General features: G+C 33.8%; 21 protein-coding genes and 1 pseudogene. 8 read left to right on the top strand and 14 right to left on the bottom strand.

All coding sequences use genetic code 11. From position 1 onward, the window contains the following. Positions 1–162: 162 nt before the first annotated feature. Together ABXQ82_RS05375 and ABXQ82_RS05380 are read right to left on the bottom strand one after the other, a co-directional pair. Positions 163–2,571: a T9SS sorting signal type C domain-containing protein gene (locus ABXQ82_RS05375; protein ID WP_367056005.1), complete on the bottom strand. Its 2,409-nt coding sequence runs from the start codon at positions 2,569–2,571 to the stop codon at positions 163–165. A gap of 200 nt (positions 2,572–2,771) precedes the next feature. After that, on the bottom strand, positions 2,772–5,054 hold the full coding sequence (locus ABXQ82_RS05380; RefSeq protein WP_367056008.1) for a T9SS type A sorting domain-containing protein: 2,283 nt from the start codon (positions 5,052–5,054) through the stop codon (positions 2,772–2,774). An 82-nt stretch (positions 5,055–5,136) separates the two neighbouring features. Here ABXQ82_RS05380 and ABXQ82_RS05385 point away from each other — a divergent pair, with 82 nt between their 5' ends. After that, positions 5,137–5,610 (top strand): regulatory protein RecX, encoded by a 474-nt coding sequence (locus tag ABXQ82_RS05385; protein ID WP_367056663.1) that lies wholly within the window; start codon positions 5,137–5,139, stop codon positions 5,608–5,610. A gap of 66 nt (positions 5,611–5,676) precedes the next feature. On the opposite strand, the gene ABXQ82_RS05390 is transcribed toward ABXQ82_RS05385, so the two are convergent. Continuing rightward, entirely contained in the window at positions 5,677–6,192 is a 516-nt protein-coding gene (locus tag ABXQ82_RS05390; protein ID WP_367056011.1) for a DUF6646 family protein, read from the bottom strand. Between the two features lie 63 nt (positions 6,193–6,255). Further along, positions 6,256–7,116, bottom strand: coding sequence for a cupin-like domain-containing protein (locus ABXQ82_RS05395; RefSeq protein ID WP_367056014.1), 861 nt, complete (start codon positions 7,114–7,116; stop codon positions 6,256–6,258). Between the two features lie 277 nt (positions 7,117–7,393). On the opposite strand from ABXQ82_RS05395, the gene dcm reads away from it, so the two are divergent. Continuing rightward, complete coding sequence (gene dcm / locus ABXQ82_RS05400; RefSeq protein ID WP_367056017.1) at positions 7,394–8,665, top strand: DNA (cytosine-5-)-methyltransferase; 1,272 nt, start codon at positions 7,394–7,396, stop codon at positions 8,663–8,665. 65 nt (positions 8,666–8,730) lie between these two features. Here the strand turns inward: dcm and ABXQ82_RS05405 are convergent. After that, positions 8,731–9,098: pseudogene (locus ABXQ82_RS05405) on the bottom strand (Eco47II family restriction endonuclease). Positions 9,099–9,122: 24 nt separating this feature from the next. Between ABXQ82_RS05405 and ABXQ82_RS05410 the strand changes: the two are divergent. Beyond that, positions 9,123–9,599 carry a very short patch repair endonuclease gene (locus tag ABXQ82_RS05410; RefSeq protein ID WP_367056020.1) on the top strand — a complete coding sequence of 159 codons (477 nt, stop codon included), beginning with the start codon at positions 9,123–9,125 and terminating at the stop codon, positions 9,597–9,599. Here ABXQ82_RS05410 and ABXQ82_RS05415 read toward each other — a convergent pair. Continuing rightward, positions 9,586–10,368, bottom strand: a complete 783-nt coding sequence (locus ABXQ82_RS05415; RefSeq protein WP_367056023.1) for a hypothetical protein — start codon at positions 10,366–10,368, stop codon at positions 9,586–9,588. The genes ABXQ82_RS05410 and ABXQ82_RS05415 overlap by 14 nt on opposite strands. A gap of 36 nt (positions 10,369–10,404) precedes the next feature. Next, positions 10,405–10,677, bottom strand: a complete 273-nt coding sequence (locus ABXQ82_RS05420) for a hypothetical protein (RefSeq protein ID WP_367056026.1) — start codon at positions 10,675–10,677, stop codon at positions 10,405–10,407. Between the two features lie 116 nt (positions 10,678–10,793). Between ABXQ82_RS05420 and ABXQ82_RS05425 the strand changes: the two genes are divergently transcribed. Further along, the gene (locus ABXQ82_RS05425) at positions 10,794–11,267 is read left to right on the top strand and encodes a DUF1569 domain-containing protein (RefSeq protein WP_367056029.1); all 474 of its coding nucleotides are present in this window, start codon (positions 10,794–10,796) and stop codon (positions 11,265–11,267) included. A gap of 52 nt (positions 11,268–11,319) precedes the next feature. Here the strand turns inward: ABXQ82_RS05425 and rpmA are convergent, their stop codons facing one another. From rpmA to ABXQ82_RS05445, 4 genes are all read right to left on the bottom strand, one after another. Beyond that, on the bottom strand, positions 11,320–11,580 hold the full coding sequence (rpmA, locus tag ABXQ82_RS05430) for a 50S ribosomal protein L27 (RefSeq protein WP_367056032.1): 261 nt from the start codon (positions 11,578–11,580) through the stop codon (positions 11,320–11,322). A gap of 41 nt (positions 11,581–11,621) precedes the next feature. Next, entirely contained in the window at positions 11,622–12,317 is a 696-nt protein-coding gene (gene rplU / locus ABXQ82_RS05435) for a 50S ribosomal protein L21 (protein ID WP_367056036.1), read from the bottom strand. Positions 12,318–12,414: 97 nt separating this feature from the next. Continuing rightward, entirely contained in the window at positions 12,415–12,867 is a 453-nt protein-coding gene (locus ABXQ82_RS05440) for a DUF4199 domain-containing protein (protein WP_367056039.1), read from the bottom strand. Positions 12,868–12,946: 79 nt separating this feature from the next. Then, positions 12,947–13,822: a DMT family transporter gene (locus ABXQ82_RS05445; protein WP_367056042.1), complete on the bottom strand. Its 876-nt coding sequence runs from the start codon at positions 13,820–13,822 to the stop codon at positions 12,947–12,949. A 99-nt stretch (positions 13,823–13,921) separates the two neighbouring features. Between ABXQ82_RS05445 and ABXQ82_RS05450 the strand changes: the two genes are divergently transcribed. Further along, positions 13,922–14,416, top strand: a complete 495-nt coding sequence (locus ABXQ82_RS05450; protein ID WP_367056045.1) for a heavy metal-associated domain-containing protein — start codon at positions 13,922–13,924, stop codon at positions 14,414–14,416. A 53-nt stretch (positions 14,417–14,469) separates the two neighbouring features. Here the strand turns inward: ABXQ82_RS05450 and gldD are convergent, their stop codons facing one another. From gldD to ssb, 3 genes are read right to left on the bottom strand one after another with little or no spacing between them, the layout of a single operon-like run. Further along, the gene (gene gldD / locus ABXQ82_RS05455) at positions 14,470–15,057 is read right to left on the bottom strand and encodes a gliding motility lipoprotein GldD (protein WP_367056048.1); all 588 of its coding nucleotides are present in this window, start codon (positions 15,055–15,057) and stop codon (positions 14,470–14,472) included. Between the two features lies 1 nt (position 15,058). Further along, positions 15,059–16,363, bottom strand: coding sequence for a gliding motility-associated protein GldE (locus ABXQ82_RS05460; protein ID WP_367056051.1), 1,305 nt, complete (start codon positions 16,361–16,363; stop codon positions 15,059–15,061). A gap of 38 nt (positions 16,364–16,401) precedes the next feature. Further along, positions 16,402–16,857, bottom strand: a complete 456-nt coding sequence (gene ssb / locus ABXQ82_RS05465) for a single-stranded DNA-binding protein (RefSeq protein WP_367056054.1) — start codon at positions 16,855–16,857, stop codon at positions 16,402–16,404. A gap of 522 nt (positions 16,858–17,379) precedes the next feature. Here ssb and ABXQ82_RS05470 point away from each other — a divergent pair. The 3 genes from ABXQ82_RS05470 to ABXQ82_RS05480 are packed head-to-tail and all read left to right on the top strand — an operon-like array spanning position 17,380 to position 19,080. Next, on the top strand, positions 17,380–17,973 hold the full coding sequence (locus ABXQ82_RS05470; RefSeq protein ID WP_367056057.1) for a hypothetical protein: 594 nt from the start codon (positions 17,380–17,382) through the stop codon (positions 17,971–17,973). Positions 17,974–17,983: 10 nt separating this feature from the next. Next, complete coding sequence (locus ABXQ82_RS05475; protein WP_367056060.1) at positions 17,984–18,532, top strand: DUF6252 family protein; 549 nt, start codon at positions 17,984–17,986, stop codon at positions 18,530–18,532. Between the two features lie 5 nt (positions 18,533–18,537). Then, positions 18,538–19,080: a DUF6252 family protein gene (locus tag ABXQ82_RS05480; RefSeq protein WP_367056063.1), complete on the top strand. Its 543-nt coding sequence runs from the start codon at positions 18,538–18,540 to the stop codon at positions 19,078–19,080. Positions 19,081–19,141 lie beyond the last annotated feature (61 nt).

Genomic DNA, 19,141 nt, shown 5'->3' on the forward strand with positions numbered 1-19,141 from the left:
GTGTGGTTTTTTATCGTATATAGAAACGGTTTATTCATTTTTGAGGGTTTAACCTGCCAGCCGGCAGGCTGGTACCCCGAGGCTTGCCTCGTTTTTCTTTTTTGGAATTTAGTTTTTTCTTTTTTGGAATTTTAAAACCTCGTGGGCTTGCCCCGAGGTATTTTATTTCTTTACCGCTTTCTTGGTAATTACAGCACCATTGGCTAAAGTTACTTTTGCAATATAAACCGCAGATTTAAGATGAGATAAGGTGTAGGTTTCAGAGTTAGAATTCCCTTTTAAATTGTAAAGTTCCCGACCCAATAAATCAAAAATAGCGATAGATTTTAGTGTGGAATGTGTTGTGCTAAAATTAACGTTGTTATTTTCTAATTCAACAATAGTTAAATTACTCGGGTTTGAAGCAAAATCATCAGTTGACAATAATGCATGCTCATTAAATACAATTTCAAAACGATCATTGAATTCACCAGTTTCCGAGGTGAATGTATAATTGCCATTTGATAAATTGTGGCTTTTGTTTAACAAATTATCGTTCAAATAAACAAAGTTTTTTGTTAAAAAGTCCCCCTGTGATTTTTCAACGGATAATGTATAAATAGTTGGGGCTGTTATAGAAGTATAAAAACCAATAGGGATTATTTCATTTATAGTAATACTATCAGGACTTTTACCTTGAATAGCATATTTTTTGTCATTTTCACCATTAATTTTAGTGTAAATTATTGATGCCACCCCACTTGATAAATTCCTAGGCGCGTCATAAGCCATACCGTCATAATTATTCGTAGCTCCCTTTACATAAGCAATAAGTATTTGGTTAAATATACCATTGTTAGAGGTTAAATTAATCCAAAGTTTATCAGTTTGGGTGGTCTTAGTTTTCTTAGAATTCTTGAAAAATTGACTGTTGCTGGTGCCGTCGGCAACACGCATGGAATTGTTGAAACTAACACTTCCATTTGCTATTCCCGCAATGAAGAACCCTTGTCCTGAAGGAATAAAATCATCAACAGTTCCTGGGGTATTATTAACACTTCCGCTACCAGTATTTATGATAATGTAGTCATTTTGAGAAAAGTTAAATCCTTGATTACCGTTTGCTGCACTTGAAGCAGGGGTGGAATGAGACCATAAATAAGCCGCTCCACTAACTACTCCAGAATTAAGCGCGTAAAATGCATCAAAATCTAGCGCACATGGATAAGGGTTGCCAATTAAATTCCAATGTTCTCCTATATTGGCAGGGTTATAATAAATTGTGGAAGTAACGAGCCCGTTATTAAATGCCCCTTCAAAATTATAATTATAGGATGCTCCAGATGTAAAACCAACGGTTGTATGAGTAGCAGCATAACCAACGCCAGGTGCTAGAGTAGTACCTGGGGCCAATGTTTGCCAGTCATTACCATCATCATCAATATCATCAGAACCAGCAATAAGTGTGTTATCATTTCCAGACTCTTGAAGTGCATCTATATAGTTGTTGGCATTGAACCAAAAACGCATATCAGAAGTAAAAAATGCTGAACCAGCAGTTGTATTTGTTACGGGAGAACCCCAGTATGTATAATCGTACCAGTTAGTTAAAGTACTTGTTTCTTTTCTAACTGTGGCATAGCCACTTACTCCTAAGGTAAAAGTAGCACTATCATTATTCTGAACGAATGCACCATGATTTTGTACGGTAATTTCACCATCATCTACATCGACATTGTTTTCAACTTCCACATAAGTGTTATCTGCAACATTCAAAATGGCGCCATTATTAATGTCTAAACTACATGCAGTAAAGTTACCATTTGTGCTTGTATCGTAGTCGTCATCAATAACTGCTTTTCTGTCTATAGTAGGCGCTATGTTCCAAGATGTACCATCCCATGTCGCGGTTGTAAAACAAGGGTCGCATGTGTATGCACAGCCACCAATAGAGGATAAAGGGCTATCTGTAAGGGTCCAATTTGAAACATTTGTTGTGGCTGACAAAATAGCTGAATTTCCACTTGTAACACTACATCCATAATCTCCATTTTCGAAATCGCCAAAATTCACGGCGTTTGTACCATCTGTAAGACCTGTAGGTAGTGATGTATTATTAGAATTACTTATGGTTGACCATCCATTGGTATTTCCAAAATGTATAGCATTGATAAAAGTAGGAGAAGCCTCTGTGCCTTGATAAATCAGGATTTGATCGCCATTTGTGGCATTTAAGGCAAAAGTTCCAAACGTACTCACAATTGTTCCAGATGAAGCAGACAGGCTTGTAGAATTATCCACGATTATTTCTGTGCCACAAGGAATGTAAGTATCAGCTGTCCATGTTAAAATTCCTTCTCCCGTTCTAAAAGTGTTAGTTGATAACCAAGCTTTATCTGTGAATTTAACCACAGTAGATGCTTCTACATCTACCAAAAGAACAAAACTAAAATGCTCTCCCATATTTGGAGGGGTTAGGTTGTTATCTGAATTAAATCCAGTAACAACAATATCTCCTGCGGCTAGAGTAGTTTGTCCAAAATTAAAATTATAAGCAAGAAGTAATGCTATTAAACAAGTAATTTTTTTCATCGGGTTAAGCTTTAATACTAGAAAGGGGGGCTTTCTTTTAGTAATATTAAAAACAATATTAAATTGTAATTATTAAAACTACAGTATATAATATAGTCAAAGCTAAAATATATTTCTTAAACCAGAAAATAGTTTTGTAAAAAACATAGATTAAAAGACATGTTTAATCGATGAAATACATTTTTACTGAAAGATAATGATTACTTTTTGAAGAATTTTTTAGAAATACTGCTTCCGTTTGATAGTTGAACCTTAGCTATGTAAATTGAACTCTTTAGGTTTGCTAGCCTAAAAGTTTCAGAATTAAAATGGCCTTTTAAATTGTAAAGTTCCCGACCCAATAAATCAAAAATAGCGATAGATTTTAGTGTGGAATGTGTTGTGCTAAATTTAACGTTGTTATTTTCTAATTCAACAATAGTTAAATTATCTGGGTTTGAAGCAAAATCATCAGTTGACAGTAATGCATGCTCATTAAATACGATTTCAAAACGATCATTGAATTCGCCAGTTTCTGAGGTGAATGAATAATCACTATCTGTTAAGTTGTGTATTTTATGCAGCAATTTGTCTAATAAGAAAACCGAATTAGTATTAAGGAATTCCCCCTCAAATTGAGCAACAGACAATTTGTAAATTGTAGCAACTTCAATATTAGTGCTAAACCCAAGTTTTATGACTTCATTTTTATCAATACTATTAACGTGCTTACCTTGAATAACATATTTTTTCAAATCTGTATCCATTGCTGTGTAAAGTGCCGCTGCAAAATCTTGAGTAAGTAATTTAGGAGCATCATAAGACAAGCCATCATTTAAGTCTGTTGCGCCATCAACATAACCAACTAAAATTTGATTGAAAACTCCGTTGCCAGAGGTTAAATTGATCCATAGCTTATTTTCTTCATTACTAAGAGAAGATTTTTTAGTAATTGATCCCTTAAAAAATTGACTATTGCTAGTAGCATCTGCCATTCGGATAGCATTGGTAAATGTTGCTGTACCACTATTTAACGCTGGAATAAAAAATCCTTGCCCTGAACCAACATACCCAGTTGGCACTATTGTTGTTCCTCCAGCTGTTCCTCCAGTTCCAATAGTAAATGTAGCATAATCATTTAGGTTGAAGTTTAAGCCTTGATTACCAGGGTTAAGAGCGTCAAGTGGTCGAGCTTGCGACCAAAAATATGCCGCGCCATCTATAATGCTAGAATTTGCTTGTTGAAAGGCTATAAAATCTATAGCTGAAGGATAGGGGTTTCCGATAAAGTTCCAATTTACGCCAGTATTAGCAACGTTTAAAGTGATGTTTACTGGAATGTCTCCAGTATTGAACTCTCCTTCAAAAGATGCTGTTCCTGTTCCAGGAGATACAAATAATTGAGCTTCTGTCACAGCATACCCAACTCCAGGATCCATCGTTCCATTGGCAATTTGCCAATCATCACCATTGTCGTCAATATCATTACCATTAGTATCAACAAAGTTTGCAGCGTTAAACCAAAAACGTCTGCCGTAATCTACATTAGGAAAAACATCCCAAACAGTTGCTCCAACAACAGGAGAACTCCAATATGTGTAATAATACCATTCTGCTTTTGTTGCTGTTTGTTTATTTACTCTTGCAACACCAGATCCGTTTAAGGTAAATGAGCCATTACTATCATTTTGAACAAAATTTCCTTGGGATTCTACTATTATTGTGCCATCTATTATGGCATCATTTTCTACCTCAACATAAGAATTGTTATTGACGGTTAATGTATATCCAGTATCAACAGTTAAAGTACATGCTCTAAAATTACCGTTAATACTTGTGTTATAATTATCAGCAATTACCACAGGGGTATTTATTGTGGGGCCACTTATAGGTAACCAAGCACCAGCAGTCCAAGTTACAGTTGGCAACGAACAAGTTCCAATGAGACCAACATTGCCGTTAAATATAAAATCATTAATACTATAAGTTCCAATGGGACTACTAGCTCCCCACCCATAAAATCTAAAGGTTATTGCGCTTGTAATATTTTGGTAAGTACTTGAAGACAGATTTATTGTTGTGCCACCTGCCGTAGGAGTTCCTATATTAGCTGTATAACCATCTAAACTACTTCTAAAAACAAAATTTGTTGGACCTGTTCCAGATGCTTGCCCGGTATATACAAAACTTACAAAATCAATTTCGTATAATGCATTTGGAGATAGTGTAAATTCAAAATAATCAGTATTATCGATTGAGGGGCTGTTCCAGTTTATAGCATTATATCTATTATTGGCTGCTCTTCCAGTAATTCCAGATCCTCTAGAAATTCCAGTAGCAGTAATATTGGCATTCACTATTTGCCCTGTCGTATAAGGACTTGTTAAACCCGGATCAGTACCTGTTACTGAATTTGTAAATATACTTTGCCCATACCCAAAAGATACTGCAGAAAAAATTGCAATTAAAAAAGCAGGTAGTTTTAAACAAATAATCTTTTTCATAATCGTTAAGTTTTTAAATTTAGATTTGGATCTATAAAATTTAATGTTTTTATCAATTTCAATTGTTATTTTTGATGTGCCTATGCAAACCAAAAAAACATATACGGTACAAGAAGCCACCAAAAAACTGGAGTATTACTGTGCGTATCAAGAACGTTGCCATAAAGAGGTTAGACAAAAGCTTAGGGATATGCAAATGATTCCTGAAGCCATAGATGTGATAATGGTACATCTGCTTGAACATAACTTTCTTAATGAAGAACGTTTTGCCAAAACATTTGTAAGCGGTAAGTTTAGAATTAAGGCTTGGGGCCGTCGTCGATTAACTTATGAACTAAAGCAAAAAGACATAGGCAAAGTTAATATAAATCAGGCACTTGCGGAAATAGATAATGAGGAGTATGTCGGGGTTTTCAATAGTTTAGCCGAAAAAAAGGCGAATTCGATTACGGAACCCAACAAATACAAAAAAAAGAAAAAATTAATCGATTATCTGCTCTATAGAGGCTGGGAATCGCATCTTGTGTACGAAAAAGCGAATGAGTTTTTCGGGTAAATCCTTAAAAAGCGGATTAAGTACACTACTTAACCCGCTTTTTTGGTTTTTTAAAATTCAGTCTTACTATAAATTAAAGCAAGCACCTAAATTAACTGTAAACTGATTGTGAAGCATTTCAGCAGCAGTTAAGGCACCAGATTTGTACTTTGCGAATGGCGCATTTAATTCAGTATAAATACCAAAACCATCAGTGAAAAAATAACGTGCTCCTAAATGACCACCAAAGTTTTTAAGTCCAAGACTTAAACCAGGATACACATCAAAATTTTCATCAACATTAATAACGTTTCCTAAGTTAGCATTAAAACGAGCTCTAACATCAAAGCGATTATCGAATTCAGCGTTCAAAGCGTCAACCATATTGTTTTTTAAAGCGTCATTTACACCCAATAAATAGGTCGAAGATAAACCTATCGAAATATTCTCGCCAATTCCGAAGTCATAACTAATATTAATACCGGTACCATTGTCTTGAAGATTTGCACCAACTTGAAATTTGTTATCGTTTTTACCAATAAAGGCTTGTGCGTCTATAAAAGAAACACTTACTAAAGCTAATAATAAAATTAATTTTTGCATGATTTGAGTTTTTTATTTGAGTGGGCAAAGATATTATAAGTTTTATAACTTCAAAGATTTTATTTACAAATGCTTGTGAGTTCTTAAAATAGCCTGTTCATTTTTCCAGTCAATCCATTTTTGCCCCTTAATGCGTCGCATTAAATTATCGTAATTACGCATCACAAATACGTTGTAAACTGCTTTACTGAAATTTTTAGGATTCCTAGCAATAGCACGTAAACTCATTGAAAATCCTGGAGTAATATACCGCATATAATGCCAATAACCTTCGGGCATATACAACACTTCGCCATGATTAAGCTCTGTTTTATACCCTTTAGCTTTTTTGAGCATGGGCCATTTTTCAAAATCAGGATTATTAAAATCTATATCCTCTCGGGTAATTAAAGAATGAGGTATTTTATAGAGATAATCATTTTGCGATTGGTCAAACAAAATACATTGCTTTCTGCCTTCAAAATGAAAATGAAAAATGTTGGCCAAATCTATATCGTGATGCATAAACGTATGCGAATCCCGTCCACCAAAAAACAACATAGGCATACCTTTCATTAACCGTAAACCAAAATCAGGAAATGTAAAATCTTTTTGTAATTGCGGAATTTCCTTAAGCGCGTTCCATAAAAAAATACGGTATTTTGTAGGCTCAGTTTTTAACAAATCCACATAATCAGCCAACTTCATTTTAGCGTGCGGTTGGTTAAAACCATCTTTATAATCTACAGGTCTATCATCGTAAAGCGGCACGGTAATATTGCCTCCAATAGCCTTCATGTAGTCTAGGCTCCATTTGTTGTAGGCAGGCCAATCTTCAATAAAACGCTCAATAACAACAGGTTTCTGAGGCTTAAAATAATGCTCTAAGAAATCAGATTTTGTAATCGTTTTTACACGCGGAATGTCCTGTAGGTTCAACGACAAAGTTTATTTAGTTTGTGATACAAAGTTAAGAAAACGTGGCCAAATGTAAAATAGTATTTTCGGTGACTGCTTTCCTGTCTGGCGGGTTGCCCCCGAAAAGGGGGGCGGGCTCATATCTTTTGCTTTTTGTCATTCTTATAAAGGCAGGAATCCATTTGTAAATATTTGTTTCTCTAAGATGCCTTCCCTTTTTAAATAAATTTACGATTGACTGAATTTAGTTTGGTGGTGCTACTTTTTAGATTAAATTTATAACCATTGTATAATGTTTAGTAACGTGGTTATGAAAGAATATTTATCCTTAGCTGAAACAGCAGAACTAGTTGGAAAATGTAAAGAAACACTGAGAAGATGGGATAATGAAGGTATCTTAAAAGCAGTAAGAGAGCCTGTTTCTAATTACAGGGTTTATCATAAAAAAGATGTTCAATTGTTGCTAGGGAATTTATTTAATATAGATGAAACCGATGAAGTCTCAAACTTTATCAAACCACACAATGATTATTCAGTTTTAGAACTTTTTGCAGGAGCTGGTGGACTAGCGGTAGGCATGGAACAAGCTGGATTGAAATGTGTTGCTCTAAATGAAATTGACAAATGGGCTTGCCAAACCTTAAGAAAGAATCGTCCAAATTGGAATGTATTAGAAGGAAATATCAAAGATTTCACATTTAAAAAATACAACAAAAAAGTTGATGTGGTAACTGGTGGTTTTCCCTGTCAGGCATTCAGTTATGCTGAAAAAAAACTTGGGTTAAATGACGCCAGAGGGACTTTGTTTTATGAATTTGCCAGAGCGGTAAAAGAAGTAAACCCGTCTATTTGTATCGGAGAAAATGTTCGAGGTTTATTAAGCCACGAAAAAGGCAAAACATTAGAAGGTATGATTTCAATACTCGATGAAATTGGATATAATGTAGTTCCTGTTAAAGTTTTAAAAGCAATTAATTATAGAGTGCCTCAAAAAAGAGAACGCATAATTCTGGTTGGTATTAGAAAGGATATTGATGTTAAATATGAATATCCAAAACCTCATAAAAAGATATATAATTTAGTCGATGCACTTAAAAAAGGAGCGTTATATAATTGCAAAGTTCCTAAATCAGAAGGTTCAAAATACCCTGAACATAAAAAAGAAATACTTGATTTAGTACCACCGAAAGGCTATTGGAGAGACTTGCCTCTTGAAATTCAAAAAAAATATATGGGAAAAAGCTTTTATTTAGGTGGAGGAAAAACTGGAATGGCAAGAAGAATAGGTTGGGATGAGCCAAGTTTAACTTTAACTTGTAGTCCAGCCCAAAAACAAACTGAGCGCTGTCATCCAGATGAAACCAGACCTTTTACTGTTAGGGAATATGCCAGAATTCAAACTTTTCCAGACAACTGGCATTTTGAAGGTTCCGTTTCTCAACAATACAAACAAATAGGTAACGCAGTTCCTGTAAATCTCGCTAAAGAAATCGGTTACTCTATTATTTCGTTTTTAAATAAAGTTCATGAAAATAAAGAACTTAAAGAAAATGAATTAAAGGCTTTAGCTGTTTAAGGTTTCAAAACCATCATAATGATAGAAATTCTCAAAGGTTATCTCATCTAAGATATTTCTATTGTTCATTTTAGCATTTTGTTCTTTACTTCAGCAAAAATAGAATCGTCATCAGCTTTTATGTCATAACCACTAAATTTTCCATTAGAATAACCTTTAACGCCGCCTAAAACTTCCTCATGGAAAGTTCCAATGGCATTATTTACAGACTTATCAATTTGTCGGGCCATTCTAATTTTAACAAGTCTTCTTCGGAAATTTCATTAAATTTAGAATCAAATGTCAACTTGAAAACATCAACCTTATTGTTATAAAACTTTGATTTTGTAAATTCTTTCTTTGCTTCTAAATATGATTGATACAAATTAGAAATACATTGTAAAAAATGTTCATCAGATACAAAGTCAAGATATTTGTTTTTTGAATCGCTCATGAAATTCTTATATTAGAATAGTTTATGGATTACGAATATAAGAAAATAAAAGTCCCAAGATTCAATGAGGAATCTGGTTTCTACACCACTAAGAAACGCTCAAAAATCATGAGCAAGATCAGGGGCAGGAACACAAAACCAGAACTACAATTCCGTAAAGCATTGTGGCGTAAAAATGTTCGTTACCGTGTGGATAGTAAAACGCTACCAGGGAAACCCGATGTTTCCATTAAAAAATACAAACTGGCTATTTTTATAGATGGCGAATTTTGGCATGGCTATAACTGGGATGAGCGCAAACAAAAACTAAAAACAAACCGTGGTTTCTGGATTCCTAAAATAGAACGCAATATGCAACGCGATTGGGAAGTAAACAAACAATTGGAAGGCATGGGATTTACAGTCTTTAGGTTTTGGGAATCTGAAATTAAAAAGAACCTAAAAACGTGTATTAATGATGTGATGGTCTATCTGCAAACAGGAAGCCTTAATAGCCAGTAACCAACAATCGTTTTGCGCCATTAATACCACATTTTTGATAATGATGATACGCCTTTGCCGCACGTTCTCTAATTTGTAAATCCGTTTCATTCAAAACCCAACCATCCAAAGCCCATTTTAAAGTGTAAGCTTCGGGCGACATTAAACCAGTTGACCAAACCAAGGGATTGGCTTTTGTCTGCTCAAGATAAGGTTTAAAATAATCTTTACTCACACATGCTAAAATTATAGCATCTCTTTTTTCGGTATCAATTGGTTTAAATTCCCCGGAGACATCAAACTCCATTAATCCGTCATGCCCAATATAAGCTAACAGATTAGAACTACCACCAAACTTTAATTTTTGTGCTCTTTTGGTAATTACAATACCATGTCGTCCCGCAGTAGCTTCTAAAAAGGCTTTAGTAGTGTTTTTAATAAATTTCCCATCATAGGCATCTGCCAGCAAATAGGTGTTGGTCGTTTTATGCTTAAACAAAACACGTTCTAAAATATGAGTTTCAGGTTTTGTTACGGTAGATATAAATACCCAATCTTTACTTCTTTTAAAATAACTTTCCACGCCATACATTGCTCCCCAATACAGGTTATTCTTAGGGTCTTGCCCATTTCCCAATTTTGCTGGTACTGGTACAATACCTTGATTGACGTTATCGCACAAAGCCACAAATACATGGATTGTTTTTGGTTTTGAATTTGATTGCGCAGTACAGAAAAATACTGAAAATAGAAATATATAAAATAACGTCCTCATTTTATGAGAACGCATAATAATACTGTTTAGTTTATTGAAATAAAAAGAGTTTTACTCATCCACCATATCTTCCTCAAAATACCACCACAAACTAGAATCAATAGATTGTTTAAATTTATTGATATCAACATCATCTTTCAAAAACACGGTAATATTTTCATTACCTCTATTTTGACCAATACTTTCCCGTATTTCGATTTCTTCAATTTCTTTGAAATGTTCTAGGTGTTTTTTAATTCTGACATCTAAAGATTCATCACTCAAAAAAATCTTGATTGTTGGTTTTGCTGGGGAATTTCTAATTTCTGATCTAAACGGAAGCATAAGCACAAATTTTAAAGTGAAACATAATCGCTAATTGCAAATGCAATATCTAAAGTTACTAATTTATTTTCATTTGTGCATTTTTATTTTTTTCATTTTTATACCTAAATTAGCCTATGGAGCATAAAAAAATAAAACTACTACATCATCTTCTATCAGAAATAGAGCAACATATTCCTTTTAAAGACACAACAAACACTATTGTTTCCCAAGTTACTGTAGGTTGGCAATTGGACCATGCACTAAAAGTAACAAACGCTGTTTGTAGGGTTTTGATTAAGACAAATCCTAACAAATACAAAAAAGAATTTAATTTTACTCGAATGCTATTATTTCCTTTGTGCTACATTCCCAGAGGAAAAGCTAAGGCCCCCAAAATTGTTTTGCCTCCTGATTTTATCTCAACAGAGGATTTGTTCCAGCAATTAAAAACCGCAAGAGCACAAATTGAAAACGTGAAACCTTTACCCAAAACATCACATTTTATACATCATATTTTTGGGATGTTATCAAAAGAACAAACACTTCGTTTTTTGGAAATACATACAAAGCATCATTTAAAAATTGTTCGAGATATTTTAAAAAAGTAAACCCTCTCTGTTTCCAGAAAGGGTTTGTTTTACTTGTAAAGAAAATTAGTTCTTAAACCTCAAAAGGCTCAATAGAAACATAAGATCTGTTGTCTTTTTTCTTTGTGAATTTTACAACACCATCAACATAGGCGTGTAATGTGTGATCTTTAGAAGAATACACGTTCTCACCTGGGTGATGTGTATTTCCTCTTTGTCTAACGATAATGTTTCCAGCTAATGCAGCTTGTCCACCAAATATCTTAACACCTAAGCGTTTCGATTCTGATTCCCTACCGTTTTTCGAACTTCCGACTCCTTTTTTATGTGCCATTTTATTTCGATTTTATTGTGTTAAACTTAGTAGTTTGAAAATTACTTTTCAATACCACCATCTAATCTGTCTTGTAATTCTTTAAGCTCATCCCATTTACCATCAGCAGCTAATTTTGCTTGCTTTGGCCATGTATCTGTAACGATATGGGATAATCTTGAACTTGCTTCAGAAAGAATAGTATTTAATGCTTCCGGTTTCGCCTCTGCAACTTTGGCAAAAGTATCTAAACCTGCATTTACTAATGCTTCCGCAGCTTTAGGCCCAGCACCTTCAATCTTTTTCAAATCATCCGCTTTCCCGGTTGCTTTTTTAGCAGCAGCTTTTGGCGCCGCTTTTTCAGCTTTAGGAGCAGCAGCAGCTTTCGCTTCTACTTTTGGTTCAGCTTTTTTAACTTCCTTTTTAGGGGCAGCTTTCTTAGCTCCAGAAGTTGCAATATTCTCAATCACGATTTCAGTTAAAGATTGTCTGTGTCCATTTTTAACACGGTAACCTTTACGTCTTTTCTTTTTGAAAACTATTACTTTATCACCTTTAAGGTGCTTTAAGACTTTGGCTCCTACTTGAGCTCCGTCTATAGCGGGGGCGCCTACAGTTATATTGTCACCATCTCCAATTAAAAGAACGTTATCGAAATCTACTTTCTTACCTTCTTCAGTTTGTAAACGATTAACAAAAACTCTTTGGTCTTTTTCAACTTTAAATTGATGCCCTGCTATCTCTACAATTGCGTACATAGCGTAACGTTTTTATTAATTAAATTATATTCAAAAACACCTTAATTTACTCAAGGCGGGTGCAAATATACTTCTAATTAATTAATCTACAAACGTTTTACTTATTTTCAACGTGATTATTACTCTTTTTAAAAAGTTGCATGACTGTAAGCGAAGATACTACTGTGGTTGACAGACCCATAATGCAGACTACAAATACAACAAGCCCAATATTAGATTGAAAATCCCAATTGATATTTTCTAATAAATTTGTTAAAAAACTAGGACTTATTTCGGTAGCATAAAACAGAAAAAAGAAGGTAAATACTAAAGTGGCAACAGAGCCTGTTATAATTCCTGTTTTAAAACCCTCGCCATACGAAAACGCCTCGGGATATTGCAATTTACTAATTTTAACAGCTTCATAAATCCCGAATAATGTTATGGCTGCATTCACCAAACTAAATGCCGGATTTATATGCTTGTTAAACAACGATAATACTAAAAAGTAGGCAATTAAAACAGCACTAGTCACTAAACCAAAACGAATGGGAAGGATTAAATTTTTCATATTTCAAAGGGTTAAAGCACTTAAATTTCGTGAAAAAAATTGAATTTAAATAATTTATAAGCACTTAATTACCTTTAAATCATTTTCGCTTGTGTGCTAAATACACACCTATTAAAATGATTATGGTCGCAACCGCTTGTAATATTCCAAAGCGCTCACCATCTAAGATGCCCCAAAAAACCGCTACAATCGTCATTACATACGTAACAGATGATGCAAATACTGGTGTTGAAATATGCACCAGTTTATTAAATAATACTTTGGCTATTGCTGTCCCGAACAGAGAAAGTAATAGCATGTAAAACAATGCAGGTTTTAGTGTTGGAGCACTTAGCGCTTCTTCTTTAAAAAATCCTGAAGCTACAAGTATCAAGCACGCTGGGATAAAAATAACGGCAAAATTCCCAACAGCAATGGTTAAAGCGTTCATGTTTTGCAAGTGGCGTTTTAAAATATTCACACTCGCAGCATACATAAATGTCGCAATGATGACATAGCTAACATACAGATAATTTTGATCCGGATTTAAGGAAGCACCATTCAAAATGAGTAACAATGTTCCTGTTAAACCAACCAGAACCCCTAAAATTTGTCTTTTGGTAGAATTTATTTTAAAAATTACAAATCCTAAAATAATGGTATTTAAAGGGACTAATGAATTTAAGATTGAAGCTACCGAACTATCTATTTCAGTTTCAGCAAATGCAAATAGAAACGCTGGAAAGAAAGTGCCCAACAATCCAGTCAAAGCTACCCATTTCCAATCTTTTAAAGCAATCGTTTTTATACGGTTGAAGCCAACAATAAACAGAAATATAGCAGTAAAAACAACCCTTATAGCACCTAGCTGAACAGGGGTTAAGCCAATAAGTCCCTTTTTTATGAGAATAAAGGAACTCCCCCAAATGATAGAAAGAATAATCAGATATACCCATTTTATGGAATTTCCCGACATGTGGATCTAGTGTTATTTATATCACAAATGTGGAATTTTTAAGGCAATAAACAGCATTATTTAGTAGTTTTGTATCATTAAGTTTTAAACATATAAATTATGAAAACAATAAAATATATTTTAGGAATTACGCTTGTAACGCTTTTAGTTGTAAGCTGTAAAAACGAAACTAAACCCGAAGTAAAAACTGTTGAGGTTGAAAGTACTAGCGAAACAAAAGAACTAGACCCAAATGCAACTTATGCAAAAGCTGAATTTACAGTTGAAGGCATGACTTGCGCTATTGGCTGTGCTGCTTCAATTGAAAAGAAAATCGCAAAAATGGAAGGTGTGAAATTTGCTAAGGTCGATTTTGATAAAAAACTTGCAATGGTAGAATATGATGAAGCTAAAGTAAATCCTGAATCTCTTGAAAACACCGTTACTAGTGTTGCAGATTTATACAAGGTTAGCGATATGAAAACCGTAGAGGACTTTTCTGCGACAAAAACATGTGCTGCGAACTGTAAAAAAGCTTGTTGCGCTAAAGATAAAGCTAAGAAAACTGCCTGTAAGGCAGATTGCAAAAAAGAATGTTGTGCTAAAAAAGCCTAGGTTTTAAAAGCAACAAAATGATAACAAGCTTCTCTATTTTAGGGAAGCTTTTTTTATTGCCATTCAAGTGTCTCTATTATCCTTTGAATATCTTTCTGCAAATAATCAGCCGCTGGCAAAATAGAATCATAATTTGGCTTCACATTGAAATATAACGAACCCGTTAAAAAATGATTCACGCTATCCGTAACATAAAATTGCACCAAAGATGCCGCATCACCCTTAACTTCCGATAGTTTTCCGTAAACTCTGCGCTCTTTGTTTTCATAGGGATATACAGGGATTTCATCAGCTTTCTTGGTGTGCTCTAAAGTCAGTTTCTGCGCATCTATTAGAAAATCCTTTAACTTAGTTTTATCTTTATGTATCCCTTTATAAGTTAAAAACAAGGTAGCTTTTAAAGGTTTATATTCCAGATTTGCACCGTAACTTTCGGTTGAACCAGAAATAGTTTTAGTGGTAACATTATTTACCAAACTGCTCATTTCAAAAGCAACTGGCATTTTAGGTAGTTTTGTTTTTTTGTAAGTTGCTTTTGGATAATCCAGTCTTAAAAAGGCTTTTGGTTTGGGCACATAATCGTCATCACATGATGATAAAACCAAAAGTAAAACACAGAAAAAACTAAACTTAATTTTCATATTAATTAATACTAACTTTAACTCGTTTAATACGTTTTTTATCCAATGCTTCTATTGTAAAAACGTAATCTCTAAAAAATATTTTAGATTGCAACTTCGGGAAACTTCCTGAAATTTCTAAAACAAAACCAGCTATGGTTTCTGCTTCGCCTTTTTCATTTTCAAAAATAGTATCGTCTTCAACTTTTAAAACCTTGTAGAAATCCTTAAGTGCCGTTTTACCTTCAAAGACATAATTTTTGTCGTCTAATTTAGAGTATTTCAAATCTTCATCATCAAACTCATCACTGATATCTCCAACTATTTCCTCAATAATATCTTCTAAAGAAATTAACCCAGAAGTCCCTCCGTATTCATCTACAACGACTGCCAAATGCACTTTTTTCTCCTGGAATTCTGCCATTAAATCATCCAACTTTTTGTTTTCAGGCACAAAAAACGGTTCTCTCAATAAGCTTACCCAATCAAATTGTTTTCTATCTATATATGGCAATAAATCCTTTACATAAAGAATCCCTTTTATGTTATCTACATTCTCTTCATAAACAGGAATTCTGGAATACCCATTTTCTGTAATTTCAGGCAATATTTCAGCATACTTTTGCTCAATATTTAATGCGAAAATATCAATTCGCGGGCGCATGGCTTGTTTTGTATCTGTATTTCCGAAAGACACAATGCCCTGTAATATCTTTTGCTCTTCTCTTGAAGTATCTTCGTCGCTTGTAAGTTCTAAAGCTTGAGATAACTGATCGACACTAAGATTAGACTTTTGACGCCCTAGCTTTTTATGAATTGCCAAGGTTACGCCCCGCATTGGGAGACTTATTGGCGACAGAAGAAAATCCAGAACTTTTAGAGGATACGCCATAAAACCGGCAAACTTCAAGTTATTTCTGCTGGCATAAATCTTGGGTAAAATTTCTCCGAACAATAAAATCAAAAACGTAACAACAACAACCTCTAGCACAAATTTAAGCGTTGGGTTTGCTATACCTCTAAATAGAAAATCGCCTAAATAAGCGAACAAAATAACTACAGCTATATTTATAAAATTATTGGCTACTAATATGGTTGCCAATAATTTTTTAGGACGTTCTAAAAGTTCCAGAATAATTTTAAATTTTCTATTTTCTGGATTAGCATGATTATCAATATCTGTTCTAGTCAAAGAAAAAAGCGCTACCTCTGCTCCAGATATGAGCGCAGAACAGCACAACAATAAAAACAGTAATATAAAACCTGAAACAATTGAAACATCAATTGCTATAATTAAAGCTTGCAAACTGGGAGGCTCTGGGTCCAAATACTTTTGGTTTTAGTTAAACTTGAGTGTATTATATATTAAAAAGGAAGATCGTCGTTATCTTCAGATGTAGATTGATTTGGAGTTGGCTCTTTCGCAACAGGGTTTGAAGGCGTTGATGGCGTTGCTGTATTTCCAGCATTGTTACCACTTTCTTTTTTGGTGCTTAAAAACGTAAAATCTGTACATTGTATTTCTGTGGAATATCTATCATTTCCTTTATCGTCTGTCCATTTTCTGGTCTTAATACGTCCTTCAACATAAACTTTATCGCCTTTACTTAGGTACTTTTCGCAAATTTCGGCCCCTTTATTACGCACCACTATATTATGCCATTCGGTATTTGTAATACGCTCGTTGGTTTGCTTACTTGTATATGTTTCGCTAGTTGCAATCGGGAAACGCCCAATGCAACCACCACCTTCAAAATAATGCATTTTAACTTCATCTCCTAAATTCCCTATCAACATTACTTTATTCAATGTTCCTGCCATAATTTCTGATTTTTTAATGAGCGCAAAAGTAAAGAATTGCTTTTCTCTTTTCTAAAATTAATAAAAAAATAAGAGATAAGTAACTATTTTTTAAAATGAAGCAAATAACATCCTTTTTCTTGCAGTATTTAACCCTATAAGTTCTTAGAGGGTATTATTAAATAAAGCATAGAAATTCCCAGATAAAATTTTATTTAGAAATTTTAGAAACCATGTGATTAGTTTATTCGTATATTCGTCTTGTTATTCTCTTACAAAATAAAAGAGTGCAATTTTGATGTAATGAGTTAGTGTTATACGTTCTTTAAGGGAAAAATTCAAGGTTTCCAATCAATTTTAATGCACTAGTGTATTAAAAATACTAATCAAGGCGTAGCATCTCTCTCTCTCTCTCTCTCTCTCTCAATATGAGCTTAATGCTCTATAATAAACATCCTTGCATAATTTATAGCACTAGTCTTTAAGAAAGACTTAAAGCACGTTCGCTTTTTATTGATATTATAACATTTAAAACATAAAACTATGAAAAATTTAATGCATTTATTATTCACTACGCTACTTATTTTAGGTGGCTGTAAAAACGATGATGACAATACTCCTATTGCACCCATAGACCAATTACCTCCTGCTACTAAATTTGGTGCTAATACTGCGGGGTGCTTGGTTAATGGGGAGGTGCATTTACCTAATAAAAGACTAACACTAAATTACTTAGGAAGAAAAGACTTTGCGCTATCTATTTCAAAAGAAATTGATGATGTTTTTTACAAAGTATATATATATATATATATAGGCAATACAGAATTAGAAGTTGGAAAAACCTATCAATTAAAACAAGAAATAGATGGTAGTTCCAGTTTTGGATGGTATTATTCCCAAAACCCGCTTCCTAATCTTTTTGAAATGCATTACCAAACAACAGTAACTGTTATTGGAGAAGTAACAATCACGCATCATGATGCTGATAATTTTATTTTGAGCGGCACATTTTGGTTTGATGCTAAGTTCGACCATTTATATAAACTCAATGATAGTGTTGTTGTTAATGTAACTATTGATGAAAGCGAAATTATAGAAGTTACAGAAGGTCGTTTTGACATGATATATAACATTTAAAAACAAAACTATGAAACATTTAACGTATGTATTACTTACCGCACTAATTATCTTAGGTGGCTGTAAAAACGATGACGACAACACACCTATTGCACCCATAGACCAATTACCTCCTGCTACTAAATTTGGTGCTAATACTGCGGGGTGCTTGGTTAATGGGGAGGTGCATTTACCTAATAATAAAAGCCTACAGCCTTTGTCGTTTAACTATATAAATTTAGAAGACTTTACATTAAAGATATCTCATAAAACAAATGATATTATTTATACAATATTAATTAGTGTTTACGATGTTTCGTTAGTTCAGGGCAATACTTATCCGTTGAATATTGAATTTGGAGAGAATGCTGCTACTGGGGAATATCTAATAAACGCGGAGTCATATCCTTCTCCAAACTACTATTCAACCACTCCAATCGTAAATGGAGAACTAACTATCACGTTTATTAATATGGAAAAATTTATAATGAGTGGTACTTTTTGGTTTGATGCTATTAATAGTGAAAATACTAAAATTGAAATTAGGGAAGGTCGTTTTGACATGATATACAACAGATAAAAACTATGAAACATTTAACGTATGTATTACTTACCGCATTACTTATTTTAGGTGGCTGCAAAAACGATGACGACAACACACCTATTGCACCCATAGACCAATTACCTCCTGCTACTAAATTTGGTGCTAATACTGCGGGGTGCTTGGTTAATGGGGAGGTGCATTTACCTAATAAAAGACTAACACTAAACTATTTAGCAAGAGAAAATTTTGGTTTAGTACTTTCTAATGAATTTAATGATATTAGCTACAAGATTATTGTTTTTTTTAACAATACCTCATTTGAGATAGGTCAAACTTATATATTAAATACTCCATTTAATAGCAATGTAAATAGTAGGACTGGTGAATACACAATCGGCTCAAACTCACCCCCATCTCCAACATATTTTACTACAAATAATGCCGTAACTGGAGAGCTTACTATAACCCACCATGACCCAGATAAGTTTATTATAAGCGGGACATTTTGGTTTAATGCAAAAAACAGTTTGGGAGAAATTGTTGAAGTTAGAGAAGGTCGTTTTGACATGATATATAACATTTAAAAAATATGCCAATGATAAATTAAATAGATAAAAAAGAAAGACCACTTACAAGGTAAGCAGT

It is taken from the genome of Algibacter sp. 2305UL17-15, assembly GCF_040720935.1.
Taxonomy (GTDB): domain Bacteria; phylum Bacteroidota; class Bacteroidia; order Flavobacteriales; family Flavobacteriaceae; genus Jejuia.

What these genes read in the sequence shown, in the direction of transcription:
- ABXQ82_RS05420 (WP_367056026.1), bottom strand. Translation starts at nt 10,677, where the DNA reads ATGCTTCCGTTTAGATCAGAAATTAGAAATTCCCCAGCAAAACCAACA.
- rpmA (WP_367056032.1), bottom strand. Translation starts at nt 11,580, where the DNA reads ATGGCACATAAAAAAGGAGTCGGAAGTTCGAAAAACGGTAGGGAATCA.
- ABXQ82_RS05410 (WP_367056020.1), top strand. Translation starts at nt 9,123, where the DNA reads ATGGATTACGAATATAAGAAAATAAAAGTCCCAAGATTCAATGAGGAA.
- ABXQ82_RS05480 (WP_367056063.1), top strand. Translation starts at nt 18,538, where the DNA reads ATGAAACATTTAACGTATGTATTACTTACCGCATTACTTATTTTAGGT.
- ABXQ82_RS05380 (WP_367056008.1), bottom strand. Translation starts at nt 5,054, where the DNA reads ATGAAAAAGATTATTTGTTTAAAACTACCTGCTTTTTTAATTGCAATT.
- ABXQ82_RS05470 (WP_367056057.1), top strand. Translation starts at nt 17,380, where the DNA reads ATGAAAAATTTAATGCATTTATTATTCACTACGCTACTTATTTTAGGT.
- ABXQ82_RS05425 (WP_367056029.1), top strand. Translation starts at nt 10,794, where the DNA reads ATGGAGCATAAAAAAATAAAACTACTACATCATCTTCTATCAGAAATA.
- gldD (WP_367056048.1), bottom strand. Translation starts at nt 15,057, where the DNA reads ATGAAAATTAAGTTTAGTTTTTTCTGTGTTTTACTTTTGGTTTTATCA.
- ABXQ82_RS05375 (WP_367056005.1), bottom strand. Translation starts at nt 2,571, where the DNA reads ATGAAAAAAATTACTTGTTTAATAGCATTACTTCTTGCTTATAATTTT.
- ABXQ82_RS05440 (WP_367056039.1), bottom strand. Translation starts at nt 12,867, where the DNA reads ATGAAAAATTTAATCCTTCCCATTCGTTTTGGTTTAGTGACTAGTGCT.
- ABXQ82_RS05475 (WP_367056060.1), top strand. Translation starts at nt 17,984, where the DNA reads ATGAAACATTTAACGTATGTATTACTTACCGCACTAATTATCTTAGGT.
- ABXQ82_RS05385 (WP_367056663.1), top strand. Translation starts at nt 5,137, where the DNA reads ATGCAAACCAAAAAAACATATACGGTACAAGAAGCCACCAAAAAACTG.
- ABXQ82_RS05445 (WP_367056042.1), bottom strand. Translation starts at nt 13,822, where the DNA reads ATGTCGGGAAATTCCATAAAATGGGTATATCTGATTATTCTTTCTATC.
- ssb (WP_367056054.1), bottom strand. Translation starts at nt 16,857, where the DNA reads ATGGCAGGAACATTGAATAAAGTAATGTTGATAGGGAATTTAGGAGAT.
- rplU (WP_367056036.1), bottom strand. Translation starts at nt 12,317, where the DNA reads ATGTACGCAATTGTAGAGATAGCAGGGCATCAATTTAAAGTTGAAAAA.
- ABXQ82_RS05390 (WP_367056011.1), bottom strand. Translation starts at nt 6,192, where the DNA reads ATGCAAAAATTAATTTTATTATTAGCTTTAGTAAGTGTTTCTTTTATA.
- ABXQ82_RS05415 (WP_367056023.1), bottom strand. Translation starts at nt 10,368, where the DNA reads ATGCGTTCTCATAAAATGAGGACGTTATTTTATATATTTCTATTTTCA.
- ABXQ82_RS05450 (WP_367056045.1), top strand. Translation starts at nt 13,922, where the DNA reads ATGAAAACAATAAAATATATTTTAGGAATTACGCTTGTAACGCTTTTA.